The sequence below is a fragment of the Pseudomonas sp. FG35 genome (genome assembly GCF_057809295.1).
In genome coordinates this window covers 201814-215379 of sequence record NZ_JBMDJR010000005.1, presented here as the reverse complement: position 1 = coordinate 215379, position 13566 = coordinate 201814, and the positions used below count along the sequence as shown (strand labels likewise).

Below are 13566 nucleotides of genomic sequence, written 5' to 3'. Positions count from 1 at the left end.
AGGACCGCATTTTCCGTGAACCAAAACTGGCATGGCACCCTGATCCGCCACATGCTGTTGCTGGTCACCGGCTGCCTGGTGATCGGCCTGATCACCGGCTACTACGGCTGGAGTCTGGCGGCAGGCCTGGGCCTGTACCTGGCCTGGACGCTCAAGCAACTGCTGCGCCTGCACGAATGGCTGCGCCTGCACCAACCCGATGAAGCACCGCCCGACGGCTATGGCCTGTGGGGCGAGGTGTTCGACAGCATCTACCACCTGCAACGCCGCGACCAACGGGTACGCGGGCGCCTGCAAGCGGTGATCGACCGCGTCCAGGAGTCCACCGCTGCGCTGAAAGACGCGGTGATCATGCTCGACAGCGACGGCAACCTGGAATGGTGGAACCGCGCCGCCGAAACCCTGCTCGGTCTCAAGACCCCGCAGGACAGCGGTCAACCGGTGACCAACCTCGTCCGCCATCCGCGCTTCAAGGAATACTTCGAGCAGGAAAGCTACGCCGAACCGCTGGAAATCCCCTCGCCGACCAACGATCGCGTACGCATCCAGCTGTACCTCACGCGCTACGGCAACAACGAACACTTGATGCTGGTGCGCGACGTCACGCGCATCCATCAACTGGAACAGATGCGCAAAGACTTCATCGCCAACGTCTCCCACGAGCTGCGCACCCCGCTGACGGTGATCTGCGGCTACCTGGAAACCCTGCTCGACAACGTTGAGGAAGTGAACCCGCGCTGGAGCCGCGCCCTGCAGCAGATGCAGCAGCAGGGCGGGCGCATGCAGACCCTGCTCAACGACTTGCTGTTGCTGGCCAAGCTGGAAGCCACCGATTACCCGTCGGACAATCAGCCGGTGCACATCGACACCCTGTTGCAGTCGATCAAGAGCGACGCCCAGCAGCTGTCAGGTTCGAAGAATCAGAAAATCACCCTGGAAGCCGACACCAGCATTCTACTCAAGGGCAGCGAAGCGGAACTGCGCAGTGCGTTTTCCAACCTGGTGTTCAACGCCGTCAAATACACCCCGGCCGAAGGCAATATCCGCATCCGCTGGTGGGGCGACGATCAGGGTGCGCACCTGAGCGTGCAGGATTCCGGGATCGGCATCGACAGCAAACACCTGCCGCGCCTGACCGAACGCTTCTACCGCGTCGACTCCAGCCGCAACTCCAACACCGGCGGCACCGGCCTGGGCCTGGCCATCGTCAAACACGTGCTGCTGCGCCATCGCGCACGGATGGAGATCAGCAGCGTGCCCGGTCACGGCAGCACCTTCACCTGCCATTTCGCCCCGGCCCAGGTCGCTCAGGCACGGGTCATCAGCGCCGCTGAGTAATGCCGGACTAGGCAATCGCCAGGTCAGCCGCTACATTGGCTGACTTGCGCCTGCCTTTCAGGTGCGGATTTTTCTTTCTTTCGAATCACACGGAACCCGCAAAACTCCATCATGGACCCTTCCCCTGGCTTGTCCCTCGCAACCATATTCGCCGATTTCGGCATGATTCTTTTCGCTCTGATCCTGGTTCTGCTCAACGGCTTCTTCGTTGCGGCGGAGTTCGCCATGGTCAAACTGCGCTCGACCCGGGTCGAAGCCATCGCTGAACAGCACGGCTGGCGCGGGCACATCCTGCGCACCGTACACAGTCAGCTCGATGCTTACCTCTCGGCGTGCCAGCTCGGTATCACCCTCGCCTCCCTCGGCCTGGGCTGGGTCGGCGAGCCGGCGTTCGCGCACATTCTCGAACCGCTACTGAGCGCGGTCGGCGTGCAGTCGGCCGAAGTCGTCAAAGGCATTTCGTTCTTCACCGCGTTCTTCATCATTTCCTACCTGCACATCGTGGTCGGCGAACTCGCACCCAAATCCTGGGCGATCCGCAAACCCGAGCTGCTGTCGCTGTGGACGGCGGTGCCGCTGTACCTGTTCTACTGGGCCATGTACCCGGCGATCTACCTGCTCAATGCCAGCGCCAACACCATCCTGCGCATTGCGGGTCAAGGTGAACCCGGGCCGCATCACGAGCACCATTACAGCCGCGAAGAACTGAAACTGATCCTGCACTCCAGCCGTGGCCAGGATCCGAGCGACCAGGGCATGCGCGTGCTGGCCTCGGCGGTGGAAATGGGCGAACTGGAAGTGGTCGACTGGGCCAACTCCCGGGAAGACCTGATCACCCTCGAGTTCAACGCCCCGCTGAAAGAAATCCTGGCGATGTTCCGTCGCCACAAGTTCAGCCGTTATCCGGTGTACGACAGCGAGCGCAAGGAGTTCGTCGGCCTGCTGCACATCAAGGATCTGCTGCTGGAACTGGCAGCGCTGGACCACATTCCCGAGTCGTTCAACCTCGCCGAACTGACCCGCCCGCTGGAGCGCGTATCGCGGCACATGCCGCTGTCGCAACTGCTGGAGCAGTTCCGCAAGGGCGGCTCGCACTTCGCCGTGGTCGAAGAAGCCGACGGCAACATCATCGGCTACCTGACCATGGAAGACGTGCTGGAAGTGCTGGTCGGCGATATCCAGGACGAACACCGCAAGGCCGAGCGCGGCATCCTCGCCTATCAGCCGGGCAAGTTGCTGGTGCGGGGCGATACGCCGCTGTTCAAGGTCGAGCGCCTGCTGGGGATCGACCTGGACCACATCGAAGCCGAAACCCTCGCCGGGCTGATCTACGAAACCCTGAAACGGGTGCCGGAAGAGGAAGAAGTGCTGGAAGTCGAAGGCCTGCGGATCATCATCAAGAAGATGAAAGGTCCAAAGATCATTCTGGCCAAGGTGCTGATGCTCGACTGACGGGGTTTACTGCTTGCCCAACGCAAAGTTGGGCAACGCCCCCAGCGGCCGGTTGAACTGATACGGAATCGACACCAGCCCCATCCCGGTATTGCGCTGCACCACGAAGTGCAGGTGCGGGCCGCTGCTGTTGCCGGTATTGCCTGACAGCGCCAGCGGGCTGCCCACCGTAACCCGTTGCCCCTCCCGGACACTCACCGATCCTTGCTTGAGATGCAGGTACACACCCATCGTGCCGTCGTCGTGCAGTATCCGCACGAAGTTGCCGGACGGATCGGTGCCGCGCCCGTTCTGGGAATTCTCGGTCTTCACCACCACCCCGGCCCGCGCCGCAATGATCGGCGTGCCGACCGGCATGGCGATGTCCATCGCGTACTTGTTCTTCGGCCCGAAGTGGCTGTAGTCGCCGTTGGCGCCCTGGCTGAGGCGAAACGGCCCGCCACGCCACGGAAACGGATAGCGATAGCCCTGAGCCGCGCCAGCCGGGTCACCGAGGGAATAATGGAACTGCGGCGTGTACACCAGCGGCTTGCCACCGGACACCGCCGTCAGCAGCGCCAGCCGCGTATTGCTGCGCGCCGGCAACACCCGGCGGATCGTTTGCGCCGGCGCGCCGCGCACGTTGCTCATCCCGGTAAACGCCAGGGCAATCTCGACCGGCGCGTACAGGTCGTTGCGCACGAACACCACGTCCGCGCCCTTCTGCTTCTTGATGTCGAGATAGACCTGGCGCTCGAGGCGCTCGACCATCCGGTCCTGAAACACGAACACCTGGGAGCCTTTGCTCGGACGGTCGCTGTACGAAACCACTCCGTTGGCATCGGTGGATTTGTAGATCGTCATGGCCACAGTCGAGGTGGAGGCCATGAACAGACCACAAAAAAACAGCAGGCGCAGGGGCATGGGCAAAAATTCTGTCGAGTAAGGCCTGGGAATGAGCCTAGCAGCTGAAGCAGACCAGGCTAGTCGACAGATGTTTCAAATTGGGCAGCGCGAGAGATGGGTGGTGCTTTTGATGGTCCCATCGCCAGCAGGCTGGCTCCCACAGGTTCGGTGTGAACCCTGTGGGAGCCAGCCTGCTGGCGATGGCGGACGGTCAGTCGACGAAGATCAAGCGCCCGGTACGAAGTGCTTCTGCGCCGTACCGCGAGCAATCAGGCGGGAGATGTAGTCGAGCTTCTGCGCGTCCTGGTCGACGAAGCGGAAGGTCAGTTGCAGCCAGTCGCTGTCGGGTTTCGGCTCGTGGGCAACGACGGCGTGCAGGTAGCCGTTGAGGCGGGCGATTTCGGCGTTGTCGCCCTGCTCCAGATCGAGCACGGCGCTGTCGAGGATCTGCGGCAGGGTGTCGGTGCGTTTCACCACCAGCAGCGCTTCCTTGATGCTCAGTGCCTTGATCACGCATTGCTGGGTGCCGCTCGGCAGGCGCAGTTGGCCCTGGCCGCGACCGCCGGCCGGAGCGCTGGAGGCTGCCGGAGCTTTCACCGGCGGGCTGTTAAGCAGGCCACGCTGTGGCGCGGCGGCAGGTGCCGGGGCCGCAGCGGCAGGCTTGGCAAACGGATTGGCTGCCGCAGCGGTCGGTGCGGAACCGACGACCGCAGCCTTGCCACCGGTCAACGCGCTCAGGGAGTCGTTGCCGAACGCCGAGTTCATCTTGGTCGGGGCGCTGTTCATCAGGGTGTCGAGCTTGCCGACCTTGTTCAGGGCCTGCTTGACCTTGGTCAGCAGTTGCTCGTTGGTGAACGGCTTGCTGACGTAACCGGTGACGCCGGCCTGGATCGCCTGCACGACGTTTTCCTTGTCGCCACGGCTGGTAACCATGATGAACGGCATGGTCTTGAGATTGTCCTGCTCACGGCACCAGGTCAGCAGTTCGAGGCCGGACATTTCCGGCATTTCCCAGTCGCACAGCACCAGGTCGAAGGCTTCCTTGGCCAGCATGGCCTGGGCCTTCTTGCCGTTGATGGCGTCCTCGGTGCGGATCCCCGGGAAGTAATTACGCAGGCACTTTTTCACCAGGTCACGAATGAACGATGCATCGTCCACGACCAACACACTGATCTTGCTCATCCAACACCCCTATTAAAATCCCGGCAAGCATAACGCTGGCTGATGGCACATTGCCAAAACTCTTCAGTCACGCCGGGACTTTTCGTTCGCGGGTGCTGCTTTTTAATTCGGTTCTGCCCATGAAAAGCAGAAACAAAAACGCCCGGCCAAAGGGCCGGGCGCTCTTCTCAGGCAATCTTACTTATCGTCAGCATCGCCCGGAACATTAGCGGTTTCACCACTTGTCCCTTCAACTTCTTCCTTCATGCGCTTGAGGCCCATGTGGCGCACATCGGTGCCGCGCACCAGATAGATCACCAGCTCGGAGATGTTGCGGGCGTGGTCGCCGATCCGCTCCAGCGAACGCAGCACCCAGATAATGCTCAAGACCCGCGAGATAGAGCGTGGGTCTTCCATCATGTAAGTCGCCAGCTCGCGCAGGGCGGTCTTGTATTCGCGGTCGATGATCTTGTCGTACTGCGCCACCGACAACGCCAGATCGGCGTCGAAGCGGGCAAACGCGTCCAGCGCATCGCGGACCATGTTGCGCACCTGGTCACCGATGTGGCGCACTTCGACGTAACCGCGCGGCGCTTCGCCTTCTTCGCACAGCTGAATCGCGCGGCGGGCGATCTTGGTCGCTTCGTCGCCGATGCGCTCAAGGTCGATCACCGACTTGGAGATGCTGATGATCAGACGCAGGTCGGAGGCCGCAGGCTGACGACGGGCCAGAATGCGCAGGCATTCTTCGTCGATGTTGCGTTCCATCTGGTTGATCTGGTCGTCGATCTCACGCACTTGCTGGGCCAGGCCCGAGTCGGCCTCGATCAGCGCGGTGACCGCGTCATTGACCTGCTTCTCGACCAGCCCGCCCATGGCCAGCAGGTGGCTGCGCACTTCTTCCAGTTCGGCGTTGAACTGCGCGGAAATGTGATGGGTAAGGCCTTCTTTACTAATCATGTTGGCGTCCTTGGAGCGTCCGGTAAGGTGCGGCGGGCCGCAGCGTCAATTCTGTGAATAACCCGCAACTGTCAGCCGTAACGACCGGTGATGTAGTCCTCGGTCTGCTTCTTGGCCGGATTGGTGAACAGGGTATCGGTGTCGCCGAATTCCACCAGTTTGCCCATGTACATGAACGCCGTGTAGTCGGACACCCGCGCCGCCTGCTGCATGTTGTGGGTCACGATGACGATGGTGAACTTGGATTTGAGCTCGTAGATCAGCTCTTCGACTTTCAGGGTCGAGATCGGGTCAAGCGCCGAGCACGGTTCGTCGAGCAGCAGCACTTCCGGTTCCACGGCGATGGTGCGGGCGATCACCAGACGCTGTTGCTGACCACCGGACAGGCCGAGTGCCGAGTCATGCAGACGGTCTTTCACTTCGTCCCACAAGGCCGCGCCTTTCAACGCCCACTCGACGGCTTCGTCGAGGATGCGCTTCTTGTTGATGCCCTGGATGCGCAGGCCGTAGACCACGTTCTCGTAGATGGTCTTGGGGAACGGGTTAGGCTTCTGAAACACCATGCCGACCCGGCGACGCAGCTCGGCCACGTCTTCGCCCTTGCGGTAGATGTTGTTGCCGTACAGGTTGATCGCGCCTTCGACGCGGCAGCCGTCCACCAGATCGTTCATGCGGTTGAAGGTACGCAGCAGCGTGGACTTGCCGCAGCCTGACGGGCCGATGAAGGCGGTCACGCGCTGTTTCGGGATGTTCATGCTGACGTCGTACAGCGCTTGTTTCTCGCCGTAGAACAGGCTCAGGCCCGGCACTTCGATGGCCACGGTTTCCTGCTCGAGGTTCAGGCTCTGCTTGTCGCGGCCCAGGGCAGACATGTTGATGCCGTGGGTATGTGTTTCGTGCTGCATGGGAGATCCCCTGTGCTAACAAATTCGGTTCGGTTGGCTGCCGGGATACAGGCCGGCAGCCCTTCAATTCTTGTGACGGCGATCAGCTGTCCAGCGCCTTGTACTTCTCGCGCAGGTGGTTACGGATGTACACCGCCGACAGGTTCAGGGTGGCGATCACCAGCACCAGCAACAGCGCCGTGGCGTACACCAGCGGCCGCGCGGCCTCGACGTTCGGGCTCTGGAAGCCGACGTCATAGATGTGGAAGCCCAGGTGCATGATCTTCTGATCCAGGTGCAGGTACGGGTAGTTGCCGTCCACCGGCAGCGACGGCGCCAGTTTCACCACACCCACCAGCATCAGCGGCGCCACTTCACCGGCGGCGCGGGCCACGGCGAGGATCATGCCGGTCATCATGGCCGGACTGGCCATCGGCAGAACGATCTTCCACAGGGTTTCAGCCTTGGTCGCGCCCAGAGCCAGCGAGCCTTCACGCACGGTGCGAGGAATCCGCGCCAGACCTTCTTCAGTGGCCACGATCACCACCGGCACCGCCAGCAGCGCCAGGGTCAACGAAGCCCAGAGCAGACCCGGCGTACCGAAGGTCGGTGCCGGCAGCGCTTCAGGGAAGAACAGACGGTCGAGCGAGCCACCCAGCACGTAGACGAAGAAGCCCAGACCGAACACGCCGTAAACAATCGCCGGAACACCCGCCAGGTTATTCACCGCGATCCGGATCACCCGGGTCAGGGTGTTCTGCTTGGCGTATTCACGCAGGTATACCGCCGCCAGCACGCCGAACGGGGTCACGATCATCGCCATGATCAGGGTCATCATCACGGTGCCGAAGATCGCCGGGAAAATCCCGCCTTCGGTGTTCGCTTCACGCGGGTCGTCGGACAGGAATTCCCAGACCTTGCTGAAGTAGAAACCGATCTTGGTGAACGTACCCATCGCGTTCGGCTGGTAGGCGTGAACCACTTTGCCCAGGCCGATTTCGATTTCCTTGCCGTTGGCATCACGAGCGGTCAAAGCGTCACGGTTGAACTGCGCGTGCAGGTCGGCCAGACGGGCTTCGATGTCCTGATAGCGGGCGTTCAGCTCGGCGCGCTCGGATTCCATGTCCGCTTGCGCGGTGGCGTCGAGCTTGCCTTCCAGTTCCAGCTTGCGACCGTGCAGACGGATGCGCTCGAGACCGGCGTTGATCGCACCGATATCGACTTTTTCCAGAGTCTTGAGCTGGGCGGCAAGTTTGTTCACGCGATCGATCCGCGCTTGCAGCTCAGGCCAGGCGGCTTCGCCTTCGGCGATCACCTTGCCGTCCTGTTTGACGTTGACCAGGTAGCCGTAGAAGTTGCCCCACTCACGACGCTCCAGCGCCATCAGCTCCGGCGGATTCTTCTGGTCGGTCAGCCACTCGCCGACGATCCAGGTGAAGTCGTTGCCGTTCAGGTCACGGTTACCGACCTTGATCAGCTCGCGGGTCATGAATTCCGGACCTTCGTCCGGCACCGGCAGGCCGGCGCTCTTCAGACGGGCGCGCGGCACTTCTTCTTTCTGCACCACCTCGCCCACGACCAGATGCTGGCCCTGGCCCGGTACGTCATAGCTGGCGTGGATCAGATCCGCCGGCCAGAAGTGACCCAGACCGCGCACGGCAATCACCGCCAGCAGGCCAATGGTCATGATGACCGCGATGGACACCGCGCCACCGCTGATCCAGACGCCCGGGGCGCCGCTCTTGAACCATCCTTTCAGGGAGTTCTGTTTCACAGACTTCTACCTTTCTTAAAGCGACGAGTATTTCTTGCGCAGACGCTGACGAATCAGTTCTGCGAGGGTGTTCATGACGAAGGTGAACAACAGCAGCACCAGCGCCGAGAGGAACAGCACGCGGTAGTGGCTGCCGCCGACTTCCGACTCCGGCATTTCCACCGCGACGTTGGCGGCCAGGGTGCGCAGGCCTTCGAACAGGTTCATTTCCATGACCGGGGTGTTGCCGGTGGCCATCAGCACGATCATGGTCTCGCCGACTGCACGGCCCATGCCGATCATCAGTGCCGAGAAAATGCCCGGGCTGGCGGTCAGGATCACCACGCGAGTCATGGTCTGCCAAGGCGTGGCACCGAGGGCCAGCGAGCCCAGGGTCAGGCCGCGCGGCACGCTGAACACGGCGTCTTCGGCGATCGAGTAGATGTTCGGGATCACCGCAAAACCCATGGCCAGACCGACCACCAGAGCGTTGCGCTGGTCGTAGGTGATGCCCAGGTCGTGGGAGATCCACATGCGCATGTCACCGCCGAAGAACCAGTTCTCCATGAACGGGCTCATGTACAGCGACAGCCAGCCCACGAACAGGATCACCGGGATCAGCAGCGCACTTTCCCAGCCGTCCGGGACTTTCAGGCGGATCGATTCAGGCAGGCGGCTGAAGGTGAAACCGGCGATCAGAATGCCGATCGGCAGCAGCATCAGCAGGCTGAAGATGCCCGGCAGGTGCCCTTCCACATACGGCGCGAGGAACAGACCGGCGAAGAAACCAAGGATCACCGTCGGCATCGCTTCCATCAGCTCGATCACCGGTTTGACCTTGCGGCGCATGCCCGGGGCCATGAAGTACGCGGTGTAGATCGCAGCGGCGACGGCCAGCGGTGCAGCCAGCAGCATCGCGTAGAACGCGGCTTTCAGGGTGCCGAAGGTCAGTGGCGACAGGCTCAGTTTCGGTTCGAAATCGGTGTTGGCCGCAGTCGATTGCCAGACGTATTTAGGCTCGTCGTAGTTCTCGTACCAGACCTTGCTCCACAGCGCGCTCCACGAAACTTCCGGGTGCGGGTTGTCGAGCAGCAGCGGTTGCAGCTTGCCGCCGGCTTCGACGATCACGCGGTTGGCGCGCGGCGACAGGCCGAACAGGCCCTGGCCTTCGACGACTTGATCGACCAGCAAGGTGCGGTGCGCGGTGCTGTGGAACACGCCGAGCTTGCCGCTGGCATCCAGGGCCAGGAAGCCCTTGCGACGTTCTTCGGCGGAGATTTCCACGATCGGCGTGGTGCCCATCTGAAAGGTGCGGATCTGCTTCAGGCGCAGTTCGCCATCGGTGTCGCGGGCCATGAACCACTGGGCCAGACCACCCTTGGAGTCACCGACGATCAGCGAGATGCCACCCACCAGTTGCGTGGCGGCGGTGACTTCGGCGTCGGCGTTTTCCAGCAGCTTGTAGCGTCCGTTGAGGCTCTTGTCGCGCAGGCTGAACACGTCGGCCTGGGCACGCCCGTTGACCACGTACAGCCATTGCTGGCGCGGGTCGACGAAGATGTTTTTCACCGGCTCGGTCATCTGCGGCAGATCAATCCGCTTCTGCTCGTTGGTGACTTCGCCGGTCATCATGTTTTCTTCGCTGGTCAGCGACAGCACATTGAGTTGCGAACCGGTGGAGCCGACCAGCATCAGGGTCGAATCGGTGGCATTGAGGCTGACATGCTCCAGCGCACCGCCGCTTTCGTTGAGTGCGATCGGTGTCTCGCCGTACGGGTACTCGATGGCCGGAGTGATGGTCTTCTTGCCATCCGGGTAGCTGACTTTATAAGTGTGACGGAACACCAGCGCCTGGCCGTTGGACAGGCCCACGGCCACCAGCGGATGGCCCGGCTGGTCTTCGCCGATCGAGGTCACACTGGCGCCTGCCGGCAGGGGCAGATCGACGCGCTTCAATTCAGCGCCACTGTCGATGTCGAAGAACAGCGCCTGGCCCTTGTCGGAAACGCGCATGGCCACCTGATTCTGCTCTTCGAGCGAAATCATCAGCGGCTTGCCGGCGTCCTGCATCCAGGCCGGGGTGATTGCATCTTTCGCAGTCAGGTCAGCACCTTTGAACAGCGGCGCGACCACGTAGGCGAGGAAGAAGAAGATCAGGGTGATGGCTGCCAGCACCGCCAGACCGCCGACGAGGACGTACCAGCGGGTGAAGCGATCCTTGAGCGCGCGAATGCGGCGCTTGCGTTGCAACTCAGGCGTATTGAAGTCAATGCGCTTGGGAGGGTTCGTAGTCATTTTGGAATTGGCCAGATCATTCATGCGCACACCCTAGCGATCCTGTATGACAGAAAGATGACAATGCAGTGACGCACCAAATCCGCCGCCAGCAGGGCACTGGCAGTGGATAGAAGAATTCGGGGAGTATGGGGGCCGGGCCGCTTGCGGGCCGGGCCCCACACGGGAGTCAGGCGTGGTTCACCCCTGACTCAGTTTGTTACTTTTTTGCGACTTCAGCGCCGCCTTCCTGCAGACCCAGGTCAGCCAGTGCTTTTGCAGCAACCTTGGCTGGCAGCGGGATGTAGCCGTCTTTCACGACCACTTCCTGGCCCTGTTTCGACAGAACCAGTTTCACGAACTCGGCTTCCAGCGGGGCCAGAGGCTTGTTCGGGGCCTTGTTGACGTACACGTACAGGAAACGCGACAGCGGGTATTTGCCGTTCAGGGCGTTTTCTTCGGTGTCTTCGATGAAGTCAGTGCTGCCCTTCTTCGACAGAGCAACGGTTTTCACGCTGGCGGTCTTGTAGCCGATGCCCGAGTAACCGATGCCGTTCAGCGAGGAGCTGATCGACTGCACGACCGAAGCCGAGCCTGGTTGTTCGTTGACGTTAGGCTTGTAGTCGCCTTTGCACAGGGCTTCTTCCTTGAAGTAGCCGTAGGTGCCGGATACCGAGTTGCGACCGAACAGTTGAACCGGCTTGTTGGCCAGGTCGCCGGTCACGCCCAGGTCACCCCAGGTTTTCACGTCGGCCTTGGCGCCGCACAGACGGGTGGACGAGAAGATCGCGTCAACCTGTTCCATGGTCAGGTGCTGGATCGGGTTGTCCTTGTGCACGAAAACAGCCAGGGCGTCCACGGCAACCGGGATAGCGGTTGGCTTGTAGCCGTATTTCTGTTCGAAGGCCGCCAGTTCGGTGTCCTTCATCTTGCGGCTCATCGGGCCCAGGTTGGAGGTGCCTTCAGTCAGCGCAGGTGGCGCGGTGGCGGAGCCAGCGGCCTGAATCTGGATGTTTACGTTCGGGTATTCTTTTTTGTAGTTCTCAGCCCAGAGGGTCATGAGGTTGGCCAGGGTATCGGAACCGACGCTGGACAGGTTGCCCGACACACCAGTGGTCTTGGTGTAGCTCGGGATAGCAGGGTCAACAGCGGCAACCGCGTTGGCAGTCGCAACGCCAGCAGCGACAAAAGTCATTGCCGCCATCAAACGCTTCAGTTTCATGCCTTACTCCTAGCAGATAGGGTGTGTTAAGTCGGGGCCAAGTATCAGCAGGCCGTGTGAACACTCTATGGCTGAAATATGACAATTGGATGAAAGGCCAGCATCCCTGTCGGAAGGCTGGCCTTTCAGTTGTAACGGCAAGTGTGAAGATGGCTTAGCGACCTTTGCTCCACAACCACGCGCCGACCAGGATCCCCATCCCGCACAGCACCGCCACATAGTAGGCAGGCCCCATCGCGCTTTCTTTCAGCAGCAGGCTGACGACCATCGGGGTCAGGCCGCCGAAGATCGCGTAAGCGACGTTATAAGAGAAGGACAGACCACTGAAGCGCACCACCGGCGGAAACGCCTTCACCATCACATATGGCACCGCGCCGATGGTGCCGACCAGGAAACCGGTCAGCGCGTACAGCGGGAACAGCCAGTCCGGGTGATCGGCGAGACTGTGATAGAACGTCCAGGAACTGGCCAGCAAGCCCAGGCAACCGAATACGAACACGCGACCGGCGCCAAAGCGATCCGCCAGCGCACCGGAAATGATGCAGCCGAAGCTCAGAAACACGATCGCCAGGCTGTTGGATTGCAGCGCGGTAGTCGGCGAGAAGTGATAGACCGTCTGCAGCACGGTCGGGGTCATCAGGATCACCACGACGATGCCGGCGGATAGCAGCCAGGTCAGCAGCATCGACACCGCGATCGCCCCGCGGTGGTCACGCAGCACGGCGCGCAGCGGCACTTCTTCGGCCAGCGCCTTGCGCTGTTGCAGTTCGGCGAATACCGGGGTTTCGTGCAGCCAGCGACGCAGGTAGACCGAGAACAGACCGAACACGCCACCCAACAGGAACGGGATCCGCCAGGCGTAATCCGAGACTTCCGTTGGGGTATAGATGCTGTTGATCGCAGTGGCGACCAGCGAGCCGAGCAGGATACCCGCCGTCAGGCCGCTGGTCAGAGTGCCGCAGGCGTAGCCGATGTGCTTGCCGGGCACGTGTTCGGAAACGAAGACCCACGCCCCCGGAACCTCACCGCCAATCGCCGCGCCCTGAATGACGCGCATCAACAGCAACAGAATCGGCGCCCACAGGCCGATCTGCGCGTAGGTCGGCAGCAGGCCCATGATCAGGGTCGGCACGGCCATCATGAAAATGCTCAGGGTGAACATTTTCTTGCGCCCCAGCAGGTCGCCGAAGTGCGCCATCACGATCCCGCCCAGCGGCCGCGCGAGGTAACCGGCGGCGAAGATGCCGAAAGTCTGCATCAGGCGCAGCCACTCGGGCATGTCGGCCGGGAAGAACAATTTGCCGACCACGGTGGCAAAGAACACGAAGATGATGAAATCGTAGAACTCCAGCGCGCCCCCCAGGGCCGATAGCGACAGAGTCTTGTAGTCATTGCGGGTCAACGGTCGTGCGGGTTGGTCGGGCTGCGCGAGGCTCGAGGGCGCTGTGGTCATGGCAAGGTCTTCTCTTATAGTCGGATCTGCCGCCACAACAACGCTGGCTGTGGCTCGGGCAGGTTCGGCACCATAGCAAATTGTTCGAAAAAGCACATAGAGGTGCGTATTTGCCGGTCGAAATCAGAACCGGACGGTCGTCGCGGAGTCTACCGATCGATATACTCGCCACCTTGCTCCGGTT

The 13566-nt window shown here is 61.6% G+C and carries 10 protein-coding genes; 2 read left to right on the top strand and 8 right to left on the bottom strand.

The window, feature by feature from the left end; genetic code table 11:
• The first annotated feature begins 51 nt into the window (after window positions 1-51).
• Together phoR and ACODTD_RS12295 are read left to right on the top strand one after the other, a co-directional pair.
• Complete coding sequence (phoR, locus tag ACODTD_RS12300; protein WP_232253752.1) at window positions 52-1338, top strand: phosphate regulon sensor histidine kinase PhoR; 1287 nt, start codon at window positions 52-54, stop codon at window positions 1336-1338.
• A 111-nt stretch (window positions 1339-1449) separates the two neighbouring features.
• Window positions 1450-2790, top strand: a complete 1341-nt coding sequence (locus ACODTD_RS12295; protein WP_007954342.1) for a hemolysin family protein — start codon at window positions 1450-1452, stop codon at window positions 2788-2790.
• A 6-nt stretch (window positions 2791-2796) separates the two neighbouring features.
• Here ACODTD_RS12295 and ACODTD_RS12290 read toward each other — a convergent pair whose 3' ends face one another.
• The 8 genes from ACODTD_RS12290 to ACODTD_RS12255 form a co-directional block, all read right to left on the bottom strand.
• Window positions 2797-3693 (bottom strand): peptidoglycan DD-metalloendopeptidase family protein, encoded by an 897-nt coding sequence (locus ACODTD_RS12290; protein WP_011336611.1) that lies wholly within the window; start codon window positions 3691-3693, stop codon window positions 2797-2799.
• A 207-nt stretch (window positions 3694-3900) separates the two neighbouring features.
• Complete coding sequence (locus ACODTD_RS12285) at window positions 3901-4857, bottom strand: response regulator (RefSeq protein ID WP_064600497.1); 957 nt, start codon at window positions 4855-4857, stop codon at window positions 3901-3903.
• Window positions 4858-5034: 177 nt separating this feature from the next.
• Window positions 5035-5796 carry a phosphate signaling complex protein PhoU gene (gene phoU, locus ACODTD_RS12280; protein WP_007954334.1) on the bottom strand — a complete coding sequence of 254 codons (762 nt, stop codon included), beginning with the start codon at window positions 5794-5796 and terminating at the stop codon, window positions 5035-5037.
• A gap of 71 nt (window positions 5797-5867) precedes the next feature.
• Entirely contained in the window at window positions 5868-6701 is an 834-nt protein-coding gene (gene pstB, locus ACODTD_RS12275) for a phosphate ABC transporter ATP-binding protein PstB (protein WP_065258233.1), read from the bottom strand.
• Between the two features lie 82 nt (window positions 6702-6783).
• On the bottom strand, window positions 6784-8454 hold the full coding sequence (gene pstA, locus ACODTD_RS12270) for a phosphate ABC transporter permease PstA (RefSeq protein WP_011336614.1): 1671 nt from the start codon (window positions 8452-8454) through the stop codon (window positions 6784-6786).
• 15 nt (window positions 8455-8469) lie between these two features.
• Complete coding sequence (locus ACODTD_RS12265) at window positions 8470-10503, bottom strand: ABC transporter permease subunit (protein ID WP_170928910.1); 2034 nt, start codon at window positions 10501-10503, stop codon at window positions 8470-8472.
• A 424-nt stretch (window positions 10504-10927) separates the two neighbouring features.
• Window positions 10928-11929: a phosphate ABC transporter substrate-binding protein PstS gene (locus ACODTD_RS12260; protein ID WP_011336616.1), complete on the bottom strand. Its 1002-nt coding sequence runs from the start codon at window positions 11927-11929 to the stop codon at window positions 10928-10930.
• 154 nt (window positions 11930-12083) lie between these two features.
• Window positions 12084-13382 (bottom strand): MFS transporter, encoded by a 1299-nt coding sequence (locus ACODTD_RS12255; protein ID WP_011336617.1) that lies wholly within the window; start codon window positions 13380-13382, stop codon window positions 12084-12086.
• Window positions 13383-13566 lie beyond the last annotated feature (184 nt).